Source organism: Bradyrhizobium sp. 26S5, assembly GCF_036923295.1.
GTDB classification, from domain to species: domain Bacteria; phylum Pseudomonadota; class Alphaproteobacteria; order Rhizobiales; family Xanthobacteraceae; genus Bradyrhizobium; species Bradyrhizobium septentrionale.
Genome location: NZ_CP145948.1, coordinates 6,174,741 through 6,195,285 on the forward strand (window position 1 = coordinate 6,174,741; position 20,545 = coordinate 6,195,285).

Below are 20,545 nucleotides of genomic sequence, written 5' to 3' on the forward strand. Positions count from 1 at the left end.
GAGGGCCTCCGGCTTCGCATCCTTCGAGGCTCGCAAGAGCTCGCACCTCAGGATGACGATACCTACTTCCTCTCGACTAGCTCCTTCGCACGTTGCCCGAACATATTCTTGCGTGATTCCTCGTCAAACGGCTCCTTGACGAATTTTCCGATCGCCAGCCCGGCCTGCACCTGCGGCCGGGCACGCACGGCCGCGTACCAGCGCTTGATGTTCGGGTATTCGTCGAGGGTAAAGCCCTGCGCCTTGTGGGTCATGGTCCAGGGGAAGCAGGCGATGTCGGCGATCGAATAGTCGTCGCCGGCGATATAGGCACCGGTCTTGCCGAGCTGGCGGTCGAGCACGCCGTAGAGCCGCGCCGTCTCGTCTCGGTAGCGCTCGATCGCATAAGGAATCTTCTCGGCCGCATAGAGCGCGAAATGGCCATGCTGGCCGAGCATGGGCCCGAGGCCGCCCATCTGCCACATCACCCATTGGATGACGTTCGACCGCGCACGCAACTCCCGGGACAGGAAACGGCCGGTCTTGTCGGCGAGATAGATCAGGATCGCGCCGGTCTCGAACACCGGGAACGGCCCGCCACCGTCGGCAGGCGCATGGTCGACGATCGCGGGGATGCGGTTGTTCGGGCTGATCGCCAGGAATTCGGGCCGAAACTGCTCGCCGGCGCGGATGTTGACCGGGATCACCGTGTAGGACAGCCCGAGTTCCTCCAGCATGATCGAGATCTTCCAGCCGTTCGGCGTCGGCGCGTAGTGCAGGTCGATCATCGGCGTCCTATTCCCCATCACAAAGACTTTTGTTGTTCTGTACGTCCACCTTAGGACATGGCACACAGGCGCTCAATCAGAACCCACCGGGAGGCACCCATGCTGTTTCCAACCACGATCGCAGGCTCGCTGCCGAAGCCGGAATGGCTCGCCGAACCCAACATGCTGTGGGCGCCCTGGAAATCGGAAGGCGCCGAGCTCGCCCGCGCCAAGCGCGACGCCACGGTGCTTGCGGTCAAGCTGCAGGAGGATGCCGGCGTCGACATCGTCACCGAGGGTGAGCAGGCGCGCCAGCACTTCGTGCACGGTTTTCTGGAGCGGATCGAGGGCATCGATTTTGCCCACAAGGTCGAGATGGGCATCCGCAAGGACCGCTACAAAGCGATGGTGCCGCAGGTGGTCGCGCCGCTGCAGCTCAAGGGCCGCGTCCATGAAAGCGAGGCGCGCGCGGCGCGCGCCCACACCAAAAACAGGCTGAAGTTCACCCTGCCCGGCCCGATGACGATCATCGATACCATCGCCGACCAATATTATGGCGACCGCGTGAAGATGGCTTTCGCCTTCGCCGAGCTGCTGAACCAGGAAGCCAGGGCGTTGCAGGCCGACGGCGTCGACATGATCCAGTTCGATGAGCCCGCGTTCAACGTCTACATGGACGAGGTCCGCGACTGGGGCATCAAGGCGCTGGAGCGTGCCGCCGAGGGCCTGACCTGCGCCACCGCGGTACACATCTGCTACGGCTACGGCATCAAGGCCAACACCGACTGGAAGCAGACGCTCGGCGGCGAGTGGCGGCAATATGAAGAGACTTTCCCGGTGATCGACAAGAGCACGATCCAGCAGGTCGCGATCGAATGCCGTAACTCGAAGGTGCCGATCGAGCTGCTCGCGGCGCTGCCCGGCAAGATCGTGCAGGCCGGCGTGATCGACGTCGCCAGCGACGAGGTCGAGACCGCCGAGGACGTCGTCAAGGTGATCGAGGCGGTCGCGAAATTCGTGCCGAAGGGCAACATCATCGCGACCACCAATTGCGGCATGGCCCCGATGCGGCGGGACATCGCCGAAGCCAAGCTGATTGCGCTCGGTGCCGGTGCAAAACTGGCGCGACAGCGGCTGGCGTGAGGGTCGCGCCTGCGGCTCAGCCCAAAGCATCCGCCGCGCTCGGATGCAACACCGGCCGGTAGCCGGCCTCAAAAGCGCGGACGGTCGACGGCGGCGTCAGCAGCATCGCGGGACCGGTCAGGTCAGCCCGGTCGTAACCGGCGAATGACCAGCGCAACGTCTTGCCATTGGCGACGAGATAGGTTTCCCCGTTCGCCTGCACCATCGTGCCGTCGGGCAGCCCGGCTATCGGCAGCAGCAGCAGATGCAGCCGCTTCTTGCCGCGATCAAGCCGCTCGGCGTGCAGCACCGCATCCATCGCCTTGGCACTGAGATCGCTGACGCCGTTGCCGCTCTCCCAGGCCGCGCGAAACCGCTTGGCGTCATCGCGGCGGCAATAGAAGCACGGCCGGTGCCCGGCTGCGAAGGCGGTCGCTTCATCGAGGAAGAACAGCTCGGTCCAGCTCTGCCGGCTCATCACCTTGCGCCGCCGTCCCCTGAACTCGCAGACACAGGTGAGCCACGCCGGCGACGACCAGCGCTTGTTCAAGAGCGTCCGCGTCGCCGGATCGTGGATGATGCCGCGATTGCCGGTGAAGGTGCCGCGATGCTCTGACGCGACGATGTCTCCGGTCGGGGTGACGCGGTTCTGCAGGGGCATGCTCTTCCTTCTCCCTCGCCCCGAGTGCGGGGCGAGGTGGAAATCTACGCCGCCCCGTCGCGGATCGGCGGCTGGAACGACAGCGCGGTATCCCAGGGAAAGAAGATCCAGGTGTCCTGCGACACCTCGGTGATGTAGGTGTCGACCAGCGGCCGTCCCTTCGGCTTGGCGTAGACGGTTGCGAAATGCGCGTCGGGCAGCATCTCACGCACCAGCTTGCCGGTCTTGCCGGTATCGACGAGGTCATCGACGATCAGCAGCCCCTTGCCGGTGCCGCCGCCGAGCTTGGCGGTCTGCTCGGAAATGCCCTTGAGCACTTTCAGGTCGCCCTGCTTGTCATGGTCGTAGCTGGCGACGCAGACGGTATCGATGATCCGCAGCCCGAGTTCGCGCGCCACGATCGCCGCCGGCACCAGCCCGCCGCGGGTGATGGCGATCACCGCGTGGAACGGGCCGACCTCGTTGAGGCGCCAGGTCAGCGCCCGGCAATCCCGGTGGAATTGATCCCACGAGACCGGGAACGGTCTGCCGGCCCGCTCCTGCGCACTCGGTTCAGAACTTCTCTCAACCATGTCGTCTCAACCCGCTGCCGGCTTCTTCTGCGCGGCCTGCACCTGCTTCAGCATCTCCTTCACCGCGGCCATCGCAGCCGCGAGCTTCTCCGAATCGCGCGAGCGCACCACCAGATTGGTGTTCGGCTTCTGGTTCTCATCCTGGAACGGATAGCTGCCGATGATGGTGTCGGGATGGGCCTCCGCGATCGCCCGCAGCGGACCACCGATATCGCCTTCCCGCGCGTCGGCGCGGACCGAATCCGACAGCATCCGCTGGCCGGATTTCAAGGTCGGCGCCACGATGTCCATCATCGCCTGCATGATGGTCGGGATGCCGGCCATCACGATGACATTGCCGAGCTTGAAGCCCGGCGCCAGGATGGTCGCGCTCTGGATCAGCTCGGCGCCGTCGGGCACCCGGGCCATCCGGAGCCGCGCCTCGTTGAGGTCCTGCTCACTCCAGCGCTCCCTGAACCGCGCCACCACGTCAGGATGATGGTGGATCTCGACCCCGAACGCCTTCGCCACGCTGTCGGCGGTGATGTCGTCATGGGTCGGCCCGATGCCGCCGGTGGTGAACACGTAAGCGTATCTATGCCGCAGCGCATCAAGGGCTGCGATGATGTCGGCCTCGTCGTCGGCGACGACGCGGACCTCCTTGAGGTCGATGCCGATATTGGTCAGGTATTCGGCGATGAAGCCGATGTTCTTGTCCTTGGTCCGGCCGGACAGGATCTCGTCGCCGATCACCAATATCCCCGCCGTGACGATCTCGCTCATGGTCTCATTCCCTAACTTGATCCCCTGACATTGCCGACCCAATGCCTTGATGTCACGAGGTTTTGCCGCCGAATTAAGCAGACCTCAGCCGGTTTTTCGGGCAGGCCTTCCGTCTCTCCCTTAGTAAATGCCATAAGCCAATGCATATCGCGCTGGCCCGCCCCTTGCTACCATCCCATCAAGTCATGCACTGTGTCACATGGCTTTGGAGGGCAGTCGGGATATATGGCAGTCGCGTTCGATGAGATGAACGGCCTTGGCGAGGACCTTCGCCCGGCCTACCAGGAGCTTTCCCGCTGGCTCAAAGAGACGCCGCCGGATGCGCTCGAATATCGACGCCAGGAAGCGGAGCTGCTGTTCCGCCGGATCGGCATCACCTTCGCGGTCTATGGCGATACCGAAGCCCAGGAGCGGCTGATCCCGTTCGACGTCATTCCGCGCATCATGTCCGCGAACGAATGGACGCTGCTGGAGAGAGGCCTCAAGCAGCGCGTGCTCGCGCTCAACATGTTCCTCAAGGACATCTATCACGGCCGCGACATTCTGCGCGCCAACGTCATCCCCGAGGATTTAATCTTCCAGAACCCGGTGTTCCGTCCGGAGATGAACGGCCAGGACGTGCCGCACGACATCTACGTGCACATCGCCGGCATCGACATCATCCGCACCGATCCCGACAACTTCATCGTGCTGGAGGACAATGCACGCACGCCGTCCGGCGTCTCCTACATGCTGGAAAACCGCGAGATCATGATGCGGCTGTTTCCGGACCTGTTTGCGCGGCACCGCGTCGCGCCAGTGGAGCGCTATCCGGATGAGCTGCTGTCGGCACTGCGCTCGGTGGCGCCGCACAGCGCGTCCGCCGAGCCGACGGTGGCGCTGATGACGCCCGGCGTCTACAACTCCGCCTATTACGAGCACTCGTTCCTCGCCGACAAGCTCGGCATCGAGCTGGTCGAGGGGCGCGACCTCATCGTCAAGAACGACGAGGTGTTCATGCGCACCACCGAGGGGCTGAAGCGGGTCGACGTGATCTACCGCCGCGTCGACGACGATTTCCTCGACCCCCTCACCTTCCGTCCGGATTCCGCGCTCGGCGTTCCCGGGCTGATGTCGGCCTATGCGGCCGGCAACATCACGCTCGCCAACGCGGTCGGCACCGGCATCGCCGACGACAAGGCGATCTATTCCTACATGCCCGACATCGTGAAGTTCTACCTCAGCGAGGAGCCGATCCTGAAGAACGTGCAGACCTGGCGCTGCCGCGAGGCGCAGGATCTGTCCTATGTGCTCGACAACCTCGCCGACCTCGTCGTCAAGGAGGTGCACGGCTCCGGCGGCTACGGCATGCTGATCGGCCCGGCCGCCACCAAGGCCACGATCGAGGCGTTCCGCGACAAGCTCAAGCGCGAGCCCGAAGGCTTCATCGCCCAGCCGACGCTGGCGCTGTCGACCTGCCCGACCTGCACCGACAAGGGCCTGGCGCCGCGCCATGTCGACCTCCGCCCGTTCGTGCTGACCGGCAGCAGCCAGACCACCATCGTGCCCGGCGGGCTGACCCGCGTCGCGCTGAAGGAAGGCTCGCTCGTGGTCAATTCGAGCCAGGGCGGCGGCACCAAGGACACCTGGATTCTGAGTGAGTGATTTGAAGCCCAACGCGCTGCGCAAGCCCTCCCTCCCCCTGCAAGGGGGAGGGTCGGGGTGGGGGTCGGCCACTTGCGCCGAACGGAGAGAAGACCCCCACCCGCCGCTGCGCGCCGACCTTCCCCTTTTAGGGGGAGGTGAATTCAGAACATTTTTCGTCTTGTAGGGACTATCGCATGCTGTCGCGCACCGCCGAAAATCTGTTCTGGCTCGCCCGTTACGTCGAACGTGCCGAATATCTGGCGCGCACGATCGACGCCACGCTACGCGTCACCGCGCTGCCCGCGGCCTATGTCGGCAAGACCAATGAATGGGATTCCGCGCTGCTCACCGCCGGCGTCGGCGCGAGCTTCTACGATCACTACCCGGAAGCCAACCAGCAGAACGTCGTCGAATATCTCTCCTTCTCGTCGGAGAACCCCTCCTCGATCAAGAACTGCATCGAGGCGGCGCGGCTGAATTCACGCTCGGTGCGCACCGCCCTGACCTCGGAAATGTGGGACACCATCAATTCGGCCTGGATCGAGTTGCAGGCGGTGTGGGGCAAGGGCGGGACCGGCAGCCGCGAGGAACTGGCCAAATTCCTGCGCTTTGTGCAGGAGACCTCGCTGCGCTTCGACGGCTCGGCCTACCGCACCATGCTGCGCAACGACGCCTATTGGTTCTCGCGGCTCGGGGTGCATCTCGAGCGCGCCGACAACACCGCGCGCATTCTCGACGTGAAGTATCACATGCTGCTGCCCGAAGAGGAGCATGTCGGCGGCCCGCTGGATTACTACCAGTGGACCTCGATCCTGCGCTCGGTGTCGGCAACGACCGCCTATCACTGGGTCTACCGGGAAACCCTGAAACCCTGGCTGATCGCCGACCTTTTGATCCTCAACGACACGCTGCCGCGGTCGCTCGCCAGCTGCTACAGCAACCTCGTGCGCAATCTGGACCAGATCGGCGTCGCCTATGGCCGCCAGGGCGCCGCCCAGCGCCACGCCCGCGGCATCAGGAACCGGCTCGAGCACAGCCATATGGACGACATCTTCCAGCACGGCGTGCACGAGTTCATCCAGGAATTCATCGCGGACAACTCACGGCTCGGTGAGATCGTCACCAAGCAGTACCTGATTTGACCGGTTTTGACGCAAAATCCCGTCATGACCGGGCTTGACCCGGCCATCCCCGTCTTGCTTTGAAGGACGATAAGGGCGAAAGACGGACGCCCGGGACATCTGGCGAGGACGCGCTTCGCGCTTTTGCCCTGATATAACGATCCCAACTGTGTTGGTCGACCATGCGCCTGCGGATAGCCCACACCACCACCTATCGCTACGAGCCGGCGGCCTCGGGCGTGATCCAGATCCTGCGCATGACGCCGGGCAGCCATGACGGCCAATATGTCGCGGATTGGCAGATCGACGTCTCGACCGATTCCCGGCTCGACACCCATGAGGACGCTTTCGGCAACGTCACTCACGTGCTGACCCACGGCTCGATCAGCGACCTCACCATCCATTGCGAAGGCCTGGTCGAGACCCAGGACACCGGCGGCGTGCTGCGCGGCAGCGACGAGCGGTTTCCGCCGAGCCTGTTCCTGCGGCCCACGCCGCTGACCGACCTCAACCCGGCCATGACCGCCTCCGTGCGCGAGCTGCGCGCCGAGGCCGGCGCCGACGTGCTCGGCTTCCTGCACGCGCTGATGGTGCAGATCTACGAGCACATGACGTTTGACGAGGATCCGACCAACAGCGCCACCTCGGCCTCCGAGGCGTTCGCGCTGAAGCGCGGCGTCTGCCAGGATTACGCGCATATCCTGATCGCGTGCGCACGCGCCGGCGGCGTGCCGGCGCGGTTCGTCTCCGGCCACTTCCTGCGCTCCGACGGCATGGTCAACCAGCAGGCCGGTCATGCCTGGGCCGAGGCGTTCGTGCCCAATCTCGGCTGGGTCGGCTTCGACGCCGCCAACGGCATCTGCACCACCGACGCCCATGCCCGCGTCGCGATCGGCCTCGACTATCTCGGCGCCGCCCCGGTCCGCGGCACCCGCTATGGCGGCGGCAGCGAGACGCTGACAGTCGCGGTCAAGGTCGATCAGGCCGGGCGCCCCGGACAGTGGCAGAGCCAGACGCAGTCGTAGACTGCCTCCTCGCCATCGTCATTCCGGGGCTCGCGAAGCGAGAGACCGGAATCCATCGCGCCCCCGGCTGTGCGGAGAAATGGATTCCGGGCTCGCGCCAAGAGGCGCGCCCTCAGGTGCGCAATTGCGCACCGGGGAATGACGATGGTGATATGATCGCGGCTCCAATCCGAACCAGCGAGACAAGCCATGGCAACCGTAAAACTGCTTTCCGATGACGAACTCTCGCCGGAAGCACGCGCTGTGTTCGAGGATATCCGCACGACGCGGAAGTCGGACTTCGTCAACAATTTCTGGCGCGCGCTCGCGCATGATCCCAAGACGCTGCGGCGGACCTGGGAGAGCATCAAGGAGGTGATGGCACCGGGCGCGCTCGATCCAAAGGTCAAGGAGATGCTTTACGTTGCAGTCTCGGTGGCCCATGGCTGCAGCTACTGCATTCACTCGCACACCGCGAGCGCCCGTGCCAAGGGCATGACCGAGGCAGAATATCTGGAAATGCTCGCGATCGTCGGCATGGCCGCCGAGACCAACCGGCTGGTCACGGCGCTCGGCGTGCCGGTGGACGAGGCGTTCCTCGTCGATGCGCGGGATGCGTAGGGTGAGCAGGGCGCACAGCGCCGCCTGCTCGCTCCTGGAGCGGTTCTGCGTCCCAGGTTCTGCTATTTGGTGTTCGAGCCGCGACGATGCAATACTAGGCCAGCTCGCTTTTGGCGCCTGCGTCGGCGGCCGGATCGCTGGGATCGATCGAAGGGATCCGTGGAAACAGCGCCGCGATAGCGGTATAAGAGAGCATGGCAAATGGTCAGGTTGTCCTCGTAACAACTGAGCCGTTGGACGGCGGCCCGCCTATTCGCTCGGTCTTCTTCGTGGCTGAAGGAGATGCGGCAAAGGCCACGGCAATTATTGCGGAAATGATGGCCCCGAATGAAAGGGTCGAAGCGTGGGGCCAGCTTCCCGAAGCAGCTGTCAAAGCGCTCGGATTGAAACCGGGTGATTACACCCACACCTGACTTACACCAGATGGCAGCCGGCACGCGAAGGCTTTCTGCGGCTCTTATCCGTGCGCAGAGGTGTGACCTCGACGCAGCGTCTCTCCTACGCGAATTCTGGGTGATCGCCGAACCCCGTCACGGCGTTTGCGATCACAACGCGGGGAGCCCTCTTTCTCCAGCAAATGACATGGCGTAATCTGCAGCGAGCTGCCCTTTGAGACGGGACGGGCCGACGTCGCCGTCGGATGGAACAGGCAGCGGTCAGGCCGTCGGCAGGCATCGCAGTCTGAAAGCAGCGCCTGCCTTATGGGGCGCTCCCTCAACTTCAACATGAAGCACGTTGGCCTGCCGCGCGCGCGGCAGACAAGGGCAGTGCGTAACCCTTGGAGGACGACATGGCGACATTCTTAGTGAGGATCGACTGGACCGACCAGGGAATTCGTAATGTCAAGGAAGCGCCCAAGCGCAGCCGAGCAGCGAAAGAACTCGCCAAGACTCTCGGTGTCGAGATCAAGGAGGTCTATCTCACCTCCGGCGAGCATGACATCCTTCTCCTCGCCGAAGCGCCTCTCGGCGACAACATCACGAAACTCGCGCTCGCACTCAGTTCTCAGGGAAACATACGGACCTGCACCTCACGGGCCTGGCCCGAGGCCGAGTGGACCAAGCTGATATCCGAGCTTCCGTAGCGGCTTCGGATGTCCGGTCGAGCTCTGCGCGGCCTGGGTGCCGTCACTATGTGACACCCGGCGATCGGCGCGAGCACTCAGCGTCTGCGCAGGGCGACTCACGTCGTCGCCAGCGGGGCAGCACGCATTATTTGTCCAGCCAGACGTCCTCGAAGCGCAGATTGTTGTACTGGCTGTTGTCGTGCGGGCGAAAGTTCCTAACGTAGGGCTGCCAGCAATTGCCGGCCGATGAGTGCAGGATGACCGGCCGCGCGGCGTCTTCGACCAGCACGCGCTCGATGTCGAACACGATCTTGCGGCGCTTGTCCTTGTCGACCTCGCGCGATTGCGCGGCCAGCAACTTGTCGACCTCGGCATTGCAATACTGGGTGTAGTTGCGCTCCGAGTTGCAGGAGTAGTTTTCGACGAGGTTGCTATCGGGATCGTCGACGCTGACGCCGGTGACATTGAGGCCGATCGTGTAATCCTTGCGCTGCAGCCGCGAGTACCAGCGCGGCGTATCCAGGATGTCGAGCTCGGCGACGATATAGATATTCTTGAGCTGGTCGGCGAGGATCACGGCCGGGTCGCGATAGGTCGGCAGATTGCGGGTCTGGATCTTGATCGAGAGCGGCTTGGCGTCGCTATAGCCGAGCTTCTGCATGATCGCCTGCGCGTCCGCGAGGTTCTTCTCGGTATCGGGGCCGTAGCCCATCATGGTCGACAGCACGTCTGCCGGCATGCCCCACTCGCCTTCGGGCTTGGCCTGCATCGCGCCGCCGAGCCGACCGGTGCCCTCGAACAGGATGCTGTTGAACGCGTTGCGGTCGAGCGCCAGCGACATCGCCTTGCGGATCTCGGGATTGTCGAACGGCGGATTGACGCGGTTGACCAAGAGATTGATCTGCAGATTGGTCGACGTCATCTCGCAGATCGCGTTCGGCGTCCGCGCCTTGACGTCCTTCATCAGGGGAATGCTGACGTCGGACGGAAAGGTGATGTCATAGTCGCCGGTCGCAAACGCCAGCATCCGCGTGGCCCGGCTGTCGATCGAGCGCACCGTGATCTCGTCGAGATACGGCCGGTCCTTCTTGAAGTAATCGGGGTTGCGGACGAGACGGATTGAATCTCCGCGCCGGAATTCGACGAACTTGAACGGCCCGGTGCCGACCGGCTTGGTGCGCATCACCTGTTGCGGCACATGACAGGGATAGACCACCGAGAAGGCGCTGGCGAGCAGCGCGAGCAGGCCGGGCTGCGGCTCGGTCAGCTCGAAGGTCGCTTCATCGTCGCCATTGACGCTGACATCCCTGAGCTTCGTGTACCAGACCTTGCGCGGATTGCGCTTGAAGTCCTGGGTCTCCGCCTTGCCGATCAGCATCCGCCAGGTGCATTGCACGTCCTTGGCGGTGAAAGGCTGGCCGTCGTGCCACTTCACACCGTGATGCAGCTTGAAAGTGAGTTTCGTGTTGGTCTGGTCCCACGACCAGCTGTCGGCGAGATCCGGGATCACGGTGTCGATCGATTCGTGCACCTTGGCGGCATCGAACACCACGAGGTTGTTGAAGACCACCGCGAACGGCATCACCGAGGCGATGGTCGACTCTTCAAGCAGCGAGGTCGAGGGCGGATTGTCGTTGTGATAGAGCCGCAGCGTGCCGCCCCTCTTCTGCGCCGATGCCGGGCTCGCGGCCGTTGCCACGATACTCAAGGCCACGATGCATGCGGCCAGTTTGAACGACATTCTCGTCTCCCGGAATTTCTTGTTGTTGTCGGTTGCGGGCAGTCGAGCACAAGGGAAAGCCTCTCGCAATCGCGAGAACATCGGATCATTGCCCGATGCGCGCGGCGCAGAATGAGGTTGGCGCCCGGGCATCTCCGAACGGCCTGCGGGCGGAACAGTCCCATACGGGCCATTCGCCGCGGCAGGCCACCCGCCCCTTTTTGACCGGTCGCCGCATGTCCCGCGACGGGGAATTGGGGTTGGATGCGACCTCGAAATTGGCTACTAGTTCTGCGCCGAGAAATTCGGATCGTTGGGGACTGGAAATGACCTATTGCTGCGGAATTCTGGTGCGAGACGGCCTCGTCATGATCGCCGATACCCGCACCAATGCCGGCCTCGACAATGTCTCGACCTTCCGCAAGCTGCACATCTTCTCAAAACCCGGCGAGCGCATCATGGCGATCGCCAGCGCCGGCAATCTGGCGATCAGCCAGTCGGTGCTGTCGACCCTGACCGAGGGCATGGAAGATCCGCACACCGGCGAGCTCGAGACGCTGATGAACGCGCCGACCATGTTCCAGGCTGCGCAGCGGATCGGCCGCGCCATCCGCTCGGTGCACGCCACCGAGGGCGACGCGCTGCGCTCCGAGGATATCTCCTTCGACGTCTCGTTCCTGTTCGGCGGCCAGATCAAGGGCTCGCGGATGCGCCTGTTCATGGTCTACACCGCCGGCAACTTCATCGAGTGCACCACCGACACGCCCTATTTGCAGATCGGCGAGCACAAATACGGCAAGCCGGTGCTCGACCGCGCCATGCATTACGATGTCGAGCTCTACGAGGCGCTGAAGACCGGGCTGATCTCGATGGATTCGACGATGCGCTCCAACCTCGGCGTCGGCCTGCCGATCGACGTGCTGGTGGTGCGCACCGACGCCTGCGAGGCCGACCTCAACCACCGCATCGAGGCCGGCGAGCCCTATTTCCACGACCTGCGTTCGCGCTGGTCGGCGGCGCTGCGCGCGGCGCACCAGAACATTCCACGCCCACCCTACAAGAACGAAACCGAAGCAAAAACCAAATAAGAGGAAACTCGGATGACTGAGGCAACCAGCAAGATCGCACTCGTCACCGGCGCCGGCACCGGCGTTGGACGCGCGGCATCGCTCGCCTTGATGAACGCGGGCTACACCGTGGTGCTCGCCGGGCGCCGCATCGAGATGCTGGAAGAGACCAGCAAGCTCGGCCCCGCCGGCAAGAGCCTGTGCGTGTCGGCCGACATGGCCAATCCGGCCGCGATCGCCGCGCTGTTCGACAAGGTGAAGGCGACCTATGGCCGGCTCGACGTGCTGTTCAACAATGCCGGCATGGGCGCGCCGCCGGTGAATTTCGAGGATCTGCCGCTCGAGCAGTGGCAGGCGGTGGTCAACACCAACCTCACCGCGCCGTTCCTGTGCACCCAGCACGCCTTCCGCATCATGAAGGACCAGAAGCCGCGCGGCGGCCGGATCATCAACAACGGCTCGATCTCGGCGCATGCGCCGCGGCCGTTCTCGGCGGCCTACACCTCGACCAAGCACGCCATCACCGGCCTCACCAAGGCTTCCAATCTCGACGGCCGGATGTATGACATCGCGGTCGGCCAGGTCGACATCGGCAATGCCGCGACCCCGATGACCGACCGCATGGTCAACGGCCCCGGCGTGCTGCAGCCGGACGGCACCACCAAGCACGAGCCGCGCATGGACGCCAAGGCAGTCGGCGACGCCGTGGCCTACATGGCCGGCCTGCCGCTCGACGCCAACGTGCTGTTCATGACGGTGATGGCGACCAAGATGCCGTTCGTGGGCCGGGGCTGATCTTCTCCTTCTCCCTGCTTGCGGCAGGACTATCACGTCGTCATGGCCGGGCTTGTCCCGGCCATGACGAACTGTGCAACGTGGGCTGATCGCCATAGGCGATAGCCTGCCGTCGCAGGGGCGCACTGCCAAAATATCGAAAACAACCCCATGCAAAGTAGCCCGCGGCTGCCGGCGTTCGACACGGCAGCTTGACACGTCGGGCAATTCAGCGATATTTTTCCATTATTCCGAAATCGTGCGAGCATCCCTCGCCCGGGGCTACCGCCCGCATTTGCGGACTTCTGCAACTGACGTGCTACGGCACGATCGAGAACGAACCCGTATGGACGCCAAAGGGGTCGGCGATGCCATCGCCTAAATGGCGGGCCTACCGCTCGACGCCAACGTGTTGTCCATGACGGTCATGGCGACCAAGATGCCGTTCGTGGGACGGGGCGCCCTCTCTTCTCCCTCGTCCCGCTCTTGCGGGGTCGAGACGAGCGAAGCTCGCTCTTCGAGAGTTGGGATGAGGGGCTGCCTCAGGGAAGTCGGGCTCCAGCTTCAGGAATCGCGCAGCACTGCTCACCTTGACGCCGCGGATCGGCAATGAGGAGCGGTATGGACAACTGATTCCTGTCGTCCCGAATAGCCGGAACGACGTCTCGGCCAACGGTATATTGTCCCTCCGGCCGTACCGGCGAGGGCGCGCCGCCTGACCGCCATAGGACGTTCCGTTAGTGATGGTGCAAAAACGCAGATTTTTGCCCTGTCAATCGGCCTTTCTCCTACTTCCAGGTGTCGCCTGATGCTAGCTAAGGTCGATAAATTCGACGAGATGCCGGGGGAGACGGGCGAGATGCTGAGCATCAACCGCTGCTTTATGCGCTTCAGCGATCGTGCTGAAAGAGTGGATTCTCAGCAAATTGCAGAAACGTTTGTCTCGGTCGGACCGTTATTGGACACGCTGGAGTCGACTAACAATCAGATATTGTACGGGCGTCGTGGCACTGGCAAAACGCATGCTCTCCGATATTTTATGGGTCGGCAGAATACACAGGGCGATGTAGCTGTTTATGTCGATTGCCAAAACATCGGATCGAATCAATCGATCTACGATGATAAGACCTTACCGTTGGCCGAGCGAGCTACTAGGCTATTGATTGACGTTTGCGCGGCGGTTCAAGCCGGCTTGCTTGAGGTCTTCACCGATCCAAAATCAAAATGGGACGTATCTGCAGCGGCGCCATTGCTGGATAGTTTTGTTCAAGCTTTCTCTGAAGTCAGGGTGATTGGCACAGTCGAGAGAGAGAGACAGGCCATCAAGACACGGCTGGTGGCAAGCGATCGTCAGGGTTGGAGGTCTTGCTCTCAAACGCGCCATCGATGAAATTATCGGCCGGTTCTGAGCAGAGCCGGTCCAAATCTACGAGCGGACGGGCAGCAGAAAAGGGTTCGGAAGTTGCATGGATCGACTTTAATTATCTGAACCAGCGAGTCAGAGCTCTGTCGGACTTCGTGCGGCCAAAGCGGATTTGGATACTTGTTGATGAGTGGAGCACTATCCCGGCCGATTTGCAGCCATATCTAGCTGACCTTCTTCGCCGAACGTTCTTCACATCTCAAAACATAACAGTGAAAATTGCCGCGATCGAGCACCGGTCATCGGTGAAATTGGATCGAGACGGCACAACCTATATTGGGTTTGAGCTTGGCGCAGATATTGTCCCGGCCATCAATCTCGATGACTATCTGGTCTTTGACAACAATGAAAATCGATCCGTCCAGTTCTTTAGGCGCTTGATCGAAAAACATACCGCAACCGTCGCGAATGCGCTCGAGATTGATTTAACAGGGCAAGACGTCATCGGTGCGGCCTTCACTCAGCATAATGTTTTCACGGAGTTCGTGAGGGCATGTGAAGGTGTCCCGCGAGATGCGATGCACGTCTTGGCATTGGCGGCCCAGAAGGCGAATGAATCTCCAATCTCGATGCCAACGTTGCGAAATGCCGCACTCACATTCTTTCAGCAGGACAAATACTCCGCGATCCAATCGAATCCAGCTAATAGCAAGTTGCTCGATTGGATTCGCGACGAAGTGATTGGTAATCGGCGAACTAGGGCGTTTCTTCTGCCGGTAAACGTAAAGGACGAAACGATTGACCGTCTATTCGATCGTCGTGCTCTTCACATCGTCTTCAGCGCACAGAGCCGGTGAAAGGTTCGTCGTATATAAGTTGGACTATGGCTGCTATGCAGATCTGGTCAACACAAACAAATCTACACTTGGAACTCTTCTTGCGGGTGTTGATGAGGTTCAAGCTGACTTTGACGTACCGGATGATGACGCCCGTTCATACAGACGAGCAGTCCTCGACCTTGATGCTTATTACGGCCGCAGTTCGGTTGAAGCGCAGGCTGGTCCGAGTCAGGACACAGTGCTCGGTTAGATTACTTTCCGCCTCTCCCAATCTTCGTTTCTGTGCTGAGACGGTTCGAAAAAGTGATTCCCCGTGCTGTGTGTGCTGAGCCTGTACGTCGTCCGCAGTATCCTGCTGTAGCGGGCCGCCTCGAAGCGTCGTCTCGGAGTTTAACGATTTTCGCCAGAAATTCTTGAAGTGTCCGGGGAATCCCCCTCACCCGACGCTTCGCGTCGACCTCTCCCCGCAGGCGGGGTGAGGTAAAAATCCGGCTACTCCAGCTTCTCCACATCCCGCAGCGTCGGAAACAGCTTCATCCAGAGCAGCGCGACCGCAACGGTGGCGACGCCGCCGAGCACGGCGGACGACACCGCGCCGAGCAGTGCCGCGGTGACGCCGCTCTCGAACTGGCCGAGCTGGTTCGACGCATTGATGAACAGGAAATTGACCGCGCCGACGCGGCCGCGCATCTCGTCGGGGGTGGCAAGCTGCACCAGCGAGAAGCGGATCACGACGCTGATCGTATCGGCGGCGCCGAGCACCGCGAGCGACAGCGCCGACAGCCACATCCAGTGCGACAGCGCGAACACCACCGTCGCCACGCCGAACACGATCACCGCCTGGAACATGCGCATGCCGACGCGGCGGTTGATGGTGTGCCGCGCCAGCACAATCGTCATCAATAGCGCACCGACCGCCGGTGCGGCGCGCAGGATGCCGAGGCCGAGCGGGCCGGTCTGCAGGATGTCGCGCGCATAGATCGGCAGCAGCGCAGTGACGCCGCCGAACAGCACCGCGAACAGGTCGAGCGAGATGGTGCCGAGGATCGCCGGATTGCTGCGCACGAAGGTGACGCCGGCAAACAGATCATCCGACACCTGCCCGTTCTTCGGCGCCGCCTGCTGCAGCCGGCCGATGCCGCCGGTCAAGAGCGCGCCGAACAGCCAGAACACCATCATGACAGCATAGGGCGCACTCGGCATCAGCGCATAGGCGAAGCCGCCGAGCGCCGGTCCGGTGATGGTCGCGACCTGGGCCGCGCCGCTCGAGATCGCGGTCGCCCGCTGCAGCGAGCCCTGCGGCGCGATCAGCGGCAGCAACGCGGCGGTCGCCGGGCTCTCGAACGCGCCGGCAATGCCGAGCACGAAGGTCGCAGCGAAGATCTGGATCTCGGAGATGGTGCCGGCGAACGTGCTTCCGGCGAGAAACAATGCGGTCAACGCTTCCGCGATCTGGCAGGCCTGCACCACGCGCTTGCGTTCGAAGCGGTCGGCGGCGTGGCCGGCGACGAACACGAGCAGTGCCGTCGGCAGGAACTGCACCAGTCCGACCATGCCGAGGTCGAACGCGCTGCCGGTCAGCTCATAGATTTGCCAGCCGATCGCGACCGCGCCGATCTGGCTGGAGAATCGCGACAGGCTGCGCGACGACAAAAAGAACAGGAACGGTCTGTGGCCGAGCAGATCGCGGGCGCCGGCCGGCGTGGCGGTGAGCATGGATGATTGCGTGACTGAGCCCCTGCAACTTGTCAATGGAGACGAGGTAAGAGCTGTTCCGCTCCGATAAGATCGGAACGGGCTCTAGATTCTTCTTTTGACGCGTTTTCCTCATGCGAACCGGTGTCCACTTCGCTTGAAAACGCTCTTAGAGCGCCGAGCGCGATGGGCCGTAGCGAGGTCAGATCCTCTCCGCTGGCGGCCCTTCACGTCTCAAAAGAACGCGCGGGAAAGTACCCAAGATCATTTGAATGCGAGCGGCGGCCGCACGTGTGGCTGATGTCTCTTCTAGCCGGAGCGATAGAGCGCGTCCCGGGTTAGTAGGTCATGTTTAGCACAGCGGACACGTGAACATCACCCGCGACGCTCCGCTCACAGCCGAGGGCGCGGCGCAGGCGCGGGGATAGGTGGGCCGGCGCGTCGCGGACCGCTAAAACGCCAACCGCTGTAGCACGGAAGCCACGAAAAGGATGCCACCTTCGTTCGGCTGTCCCTGAGCGGCGCCGTTGACGGGCGCCAAGGAATTGATGTTTTTGTCCGCGTCGGAGACGGCCAGTGTGCCGGTGAGAACTTCAGCGCGGTCGCCAGGCTTGAGCGCCACACCGGCGAGGCAGCCGAGAATATCGTCGAGGGAAACCTCGTTCGAGAACTTCAGGGCTCCGACCTGGATGCAGTTGACTGGCGTACCCAAGGTATTCGTAAACTTCACAGGTTTAGAAGTGAGAAAGTTTTCGCTGTTGCCGTCGGGATCGGTCAGCTCCAGCCTGAAGCTAAATATGCTATCCGCATTCGTCTGTAGTTTGAGGCTGAACTTCCAGACGCGGTCCGTCGGTTTGGGCGCGGGCGGCGGAGGCGTCGGACGGGGAGGCGTCGGAGGCGGAGGCGTCGGAGGCGGAGGCGTCGGACCGGGAGGCGTCGGACCGGGATTCGGGCCTTTTCCGGCCATTGCCTTGTCGAGTGCAGCGATGGTCTGGATGCCGACGACACGGTCCGGAACTGTCTGGCCAGGGCCGAGGATCGGCTTGGGACGATGAGCGCTCTTGAAAGCGAACACCGCCTTCGCCGTCGACTCTCCGTAAACGCCGGCCGCATCGGAGATGGTGAAACCCAGCGACCGCAGCGCGGTCTGGATTCGCCCGACCGCGTCCTCCGTGCCGGGAAAATTCGGCGTCTTGTCCTTGAAGATATTAAACTGATGATTGACGGCGCAGTCGGCTAGACGCTTTTTGCCCGGACCTTCCTTTGTGAACAGTTCGGATGAGAGCGGCATGATGCTGTCCTCCGGCGTCGCGAGCGGATGCAAGGTCGCCGATCGTCGCCTGTAACACACGTCTGGCTTCCTGTCCTTGCGGTATGGTTGCGCACAGCGCCGCCATCGAGTTCGGCTGGCAGGGAAACGACGAAATGGAGCCAGCCGAAGGTGACGGTTGGGCCGAACTAAAGGATGACGGCTCACTCGAACGGGAGATCTGCCTCCTCAACGGCGACGACATCGCACTCATCGCACGTCGAGCAAAGACTTCTTCACCAGCCTGCCAAGCGCGCAACAGCATTGCGCTGCGCGAGGCCCCTGCCATAATCCCGCGCGGGTTCCTGGGGGCATGATGCTGCAGTTGCAATCGGCGTTCGGCGTGGTGGCGTTGCTCGTGATCGCCTGGGCGTTGAGCGAGAATCGGAGCGTCGTGTCGCTGCGGCAGGCGGCGATCGGGCTCATCGTCACGGTCGCGACCGCACTGGTGCTGATCAAGGTGCCGCTGGTGACGCAAGCCTTCGGCGCGATCAACGATGCCGTCGGCACCATCGCGGCGGCGACGCGCGCCGGCACCGCCTTCGTGTTCGGTTATGTCGGCGGCGGTCCGGCGCCGTTCGATCTCAAGGTGCCGGGTTCGGATTTCATCCTCGCCTTCCAGGCGCTGCCGATCGTGCTGGTCATGAGCGTGCTCACGACGCTGTTGTTCTATTGGCGCGTGCTGCCGCCGGTGGTGCGCGGCATGGCCTGGCTGCTGGGGCGTACGCTCGGCGTCGGCGGCGCGGTCGGGCTCTCGACCGCCGCCAATATCTTCCTCGGCATGGTGGAAGCGCCGCTCTTCATCCGCCCCTATCTGGCGCAACTCAGCCGCAGCGAATTGTTTCTGGTGATGACCGGCGGCATGGCCGGGATCGCCGGCACCGTGCTGGTGCTGTATGCGACGCTGCTCGCACCGCTGATCCCGGATGCGGCCGCGCACTTCGTCATCGCTTCGGTGCTGGGCGCGCCGGCCGCAATTTTAGTCAGCCTGATCATGGTGCCGGAAACGTCTAACAGACACACCGGCGGATCGCTCGATGATCCCGATGTTCAGGTGTCATCGACGATGGACGCCATCGTGAAGGGCACCGCCGCCGGTCTCGAGCTCCTGATGAACATCATCGCGATGCTGCTGGTGCTGGTCGCGCTGGTCTATCTCGCGAACGCGATCATCGGCCTGCTGCCCGAGATCGGCGGCGCGAAGATTTCGCTGCAACGCTTGCTCGGTTACGTCATGGCGCCGGTGTGCTGGCTGATGGGCCTGCCGTGGCCGCAGGCGATCACGGCAGGAAGCCTGATGGGCACCAAGACCGTGCTGAACGAGCTGATCGCCTATGTCGACCTGTCGAAGCTCGGTCCCGACGCGCTCGATCCGCGCTCGCGGCTGATCATGCTCTACGCGATGTGCGGTTTCGCCAACTTCGCGAGCCTCGGCATCATGATCGGCGGCCTCGGCATCATGGCACCCGAGCGGCGCGACGAGATCAACGCGCTCGGGCTGAAGTCGATCGTCTCGGGCACGCTGACGACGTGCCTGATGGGGGCGATTGTCGGGATGATGACACAGCCGTAGCCCGGATGAAGCGAAGCGCAATCCGGGGCCATGCTGATCGTTTGCGCGAATCCCGGATTTCGCTTCGCTCCATCCGGGCTACAAGACCGATGGCCGCCACTTACAAAATCGTCATGCCCGGGCACAGCCGTCCGAAGGACGGCGTCGCTTCCGCTCGCCTATGACCCGGGCATCCATCGCTCGTGAAAGACTCTTGCGAAGCAGGATGGATGGCCGGGTCAAGCCCGGCCATGACAGCGCGAGGCCTACGCCTTCAACTCCACCGTCTTGAATTCGGCCGGCAGGATCACCTCCAGCAGTTCGACGTCGTCTGAGTAATCCAGGATCATGTGCCGGATGCGCGGCGGCTGGGTCCAGGCGCTGCCCTGCTGCATCAGCGTCTCGCCCTCGCCTTCCATGTAGGTTTTCACCCAGCCCTTGAGCACATAGACCATCTGGAAGTCGACGTCGTGGAAGTGCAGCTTCGACACCTCGTCGGGATTGCACGGCCCCTGCAGCCGGATGACGTGCGCCTGGGCGAGGCCATGCGAGGCGGCGGCGATGCCGAGGTCGCGGTACTTGGCGTAGGTGCGCAGCCCATCGGCCTTGAAGTCCTCTTCGCGGTGATGGCTGATGGCGACGCGCTGCTTCGGCCGTGCCTTGCTCGCCGCCTTTGTTGCAGTCTTTGTCGCGGTCTTGGGCGCGCTCTTCTTCGCCGCCGGGACGCGGCCCTTGGACTTGATGGTCTTGCGTGCGGACGACTTGGTGCCGGCTCCGAGCCCCGTCCATTTCTTCTTTACCGCGGTCTTGGCTGCGGATCGTGATGCCGTCTTCTTGGCCATTGTTCGCCTCCCGTCTTTTTCTGACGGTGAGAGGCTAACACAAGTCGCGCGGCGCTGGTGGGCAAAGGCGCAAGCTGCGCCCT

21 protein-coding genes and 1 pseudogene are annotated in these 20,545 nt (G+C 62.9%); 14 read left to right on the forward strand and 8 right to left on the reverse strand.

Translation table 11 applies throughout. From position 1 onward, the window contains the following. Positions 1-62 precede the first annotated feature (62 nt). Positions 63-767 (reverse strand): glutathione binding-like protein, encoded by a 705-nt coding sequence (locus V5279_RS29080; protein WP_338690474.1) that lies wholly within the window; start codon positions 765-767, stop codon positions 63-65. A 99-nt stretch (positions 768-866) separates the two neighbouring features. Between V5279_RS29080 and V5279_RS29085 the strand changes: the two genes are divergently transcribed. After that, positions 867-1,889 (forward strand): methionine synthase, encoded by a 1,023-nt coding sequence (locus V5279_RS29085; RefSeq protein WP_338690476.1) that lies wholly within the window; start codon positions 867-869, stop codon positions 1,887-1,889. 16 nt (positions 1,890-1,905) lie between these two features. Here the strand turns inward: V5279_RS29085 and V5279_RS29090 are convergent, their stop codons facing one another. Genes V5279_RS29090 through V5279_RS29100 form a run of 3 tightly spaced genes read right to left on the reverse strand, consistent with a single transcriptional unit; the run spans position 1,906 to position 3,863 of the window. Beyond that, positions 1,906-2,529: a hypothetical protein gene (locus V5279_RS29090; RefSeq protein WP_338690479.1), complete on the reverse strand. Its 624-nt coding sequence runs from the start codon at positions 2,527-2,529 to the stop codon at positions 1,906-1,908. A 44-nt stretch (positions 2,530-2,573) separates the two neighbouring features. Beyond that, the gene (gpt, locus tag V5279_RS29095) at positions 2,574-3,101 is read right to left on the reverse strand and encodes a xanthine phosphoribosyltransferase (RefSeq protein WP_338690481.1); all 528 of its coding nucleotides are present in this window, start codon (positions 3,099-3,101) and stop codon (positions 2,574-2,576) included. Positions 3,102-3,107: 6 nt separating this feature from the next. After that, entirely contained in the window at positions 3,108-3,863 is a 756-nt protein-coding gene (locus tag V5279_RS29100) for a competence/damage-inducible protein A (protein WP_338690483.1), read from the reverse strand. Positions 3,864-4,088: 225 nt separating this feature from the next. Here V5279_RS29100 and V5279_RS29105 point away from each other — a divergent pair, with 225 nt between their 5' ends. From V5279_RS29105 to V5279_RS29130, 6 genes are all read left to right on the forward strand, one after another. Beyond that, a complete protein-coding gene (locus V5279_RS29105; RefSeq protein ID WP_338690485.1) occupies positions 4,089-5,507 on the forward strand; it encodes a circularly permuted type 2 ATP-grasp protein in 1,419 nt (472 codons plus the stop codon). Positions 5,508-5,683: 176 nt separating this feature from the next. Continuing rightward, on the forward strand, positions 5,684-6,631 hold the full coding sequence (locus tag V5279_RS29110; RefSeq protein ID WP_338690487.1) for an alpha-E domain-containing protein: 948 nt from the start codon (positions 5,684-5,686) through the stop codon (positions 6,629-6,631). A gap of 161 nt (positions 6,632-6,792) precedes the next feature. Then, positions 6,793-7,635, forward strand: coding sequence for a transglutaminase family protein (locus V5279_RS29115; protein ID WP_166306288.1), 843 nt, complete (start codon positions 6,793-6,795; stop codon positions 7,633-7,635). A 189-nt stretch (positions 7,636-7,824) separates the two neighbouring features. Further along, the gene (locus V5279_RS29120) at positions 7,825-8,235 is read left to right on the forward strand and encodes a carboxymuconolactone decarboxylase family protein (RefSeq protein ID WP_338690490.1); all 411 of its coding nucleotides are present in this window, start codon (positions 7,825-7,827) and stop codon (positions 8,233-8,235) included. A 194-nt stretch (positions 8,236-8,429) separates the two neighbouring features. Then, on the forward strand, positions 8,430-8,648 hold the full coding sequence (locus V5279_RS29125; protein ID WP_166306282.1) for a hypothetical protein: 219 nt from the start codon (positions 8,430-8,432) through the stop codon (positions 8,646-8,648). Positions 8,649-9,025: 377 nt separating this feature from the next. Further along, positions 9,026-9,319, forward strand: a complete 294-nt coding sequence (locus V5279_RS29130) for a GYD domain-containing protein (protein ID WP_338690494.1) — start codon at positions 9,026-9,028, stop codon at positions 9,317-9,319. Between the two features lie 127 nt (positions 9,320-9,446). Here V5279_RS29130 and V5279_RS29135 read toward each other — a convergent pair whose 3' ends face one another. Further along, on the reverse strand, positions 9,447-11,042 hold the full coding sequence (locus V5279_RS29135; protein ID WP_338690496.1) for an ABC transporter substrate-binding protein: 1,596 nt from the start codon (positions 11,040-11,042) through the stop codon (positions 9,447-9,449). A 305-nt stretch (positions 11,043-11,347) separates the two neighbouring features. Between V5279_RS29135 and V5279_RS29140 the strand changes: the two genes are divergently transcribed. The 5 genes and pseudogenes from V5279_RS29140 to V5279_RS29160 all read left to right on the forward strand — a co-directional run bounded on the left by V5279_RS29140 (position 11,348) and on the right by V5279_RS29160 (position 15,082). After that, complete coding sequence (locus V5279_RS29140; RefSeq protein WP_166306279.1) at positions 11,348-12,109, forward strand: proteasome-type protease; 762 nt, start codon at positions 11,348-11,350, stop codon at positions 12,107-12,109. Between the two features lie 12 nt (positions 12,110-12,121). After that, a complete protein-coding gene (locus V5279_RS29145) occupies positions 12,122-12,883 on the forward strand; it encodes an SDR family oxidoreductase (protein ID WP_166306276.1) in 762 nt (253 codons plus the stop codon). 310 nt (positions 12,884-13,193) lie between these two features. Further along, positions 13,194-13,322, forward strand: a pseudogene (locus tag V5279_RS29150) (3-oxoacyl-ACP reductase); the annotation flags it as partial. Positions 13,323-13,670: 348 nt separating this feature from the next. Continuing rightward, complete coding sequence (locus tag V5279_RS29155; protein ID WP_338690500.1) at positions 13,671-14,252, forward strand: hypothetical protein; 582 nt, start codon at positions 13,671-13,673, stop codon at positions 14,250-14,252. Beyond that, positions 14,249-15,082, forward strand: coding sequence for a hypothetical protein (locus V5279_RS29160; RefSeq protein ID WP_338690502.1), 834 nt, complete (start codon positions 14,249-14,251; stop codon positions 15,080-15,082). The genes V5279_RS29155 and V5279_RS29160 overlap by 4 nt, the downstream gene beginning before the upstream one ends. A gap of 474 nt (positions 15,083-15,556) precedes the next feature. Here the strand turns inward: V5279_RS29160 and V5279_RS29165 are convergent, their stop codons facing one another. Together V5279_RS29165 and V5279_RS29170 are read right to left on the reverse strand one after the other, a co-directional pair. After that, positions 15,557-16,780, reverse strand: coding sequence for an MFS transporter (locus V5279_RS29165; protein ID WP_338690504.1), 1,224 nt, complete (start codon positions 16,778-16,780; stop codon positions 15,557-15,559). Positions 16,781-17,210: 430 nt separating this feature from the next. Then, complete coding sequence (locus tag V5279_RS29170; RefSeq protein ID WP_175619501.1) at positions 17,211-18,050, reverse strand: peptidoglycan-binding domain-containing protein; 840 nt, start codon at positions 18,048-18,050, stop codon at positions 17,211-17,213. An 83-nt stretch (positions 18,051-18,133) separates the two neighbouring features. Here V5279_RS29170 and V5279_RS29175 point away from each other — a divergent pair, with 83 nt between their 5' ends. Next, the gene (locus V5279_RS29175; protein WP_338690507.1) at positions 18,134-18,385 is read left to right on the forward strand and encodes a hypothetical protein; all 252 of its coding nucleotides are present in this window, start codon (positions 18,134-18,136) and stop codon (positions 18,383-18,385) included. Further along, complete coding sequence (locus V5279_RS29180; RefSeq protein WP_338701430.1) at positions 18,385-19,641, forward strand: NupC/NupG family nucleoside CNT transporter; 1,257 nt, start codon at positions 18,385-18,387, stop codon at positions 19,639-19,641. The genes V5279_RS29175 and V5279_RS29180 overlap by 1 nt, the downstream gene beginning before the upstream one ends. A gap of 245 nt (positions 19,642-19,886) precedes the next feature. Here V5279_RS29180 and V5279_RS29185 read toward each other — a convergent pair whose 3' ends face one another. Continuing rightward, entirely contained in the window at positions 19,887-20,462 is a 576-nt protein-coding gene (locus tag V5279_RS29185) for a cupin domain-containing protein (RefSeq protein WP_338690509.1), read from the reverse strand. Between the last annotated feature and the right edge of the window lie 83 nt (positions 20,463-20,545).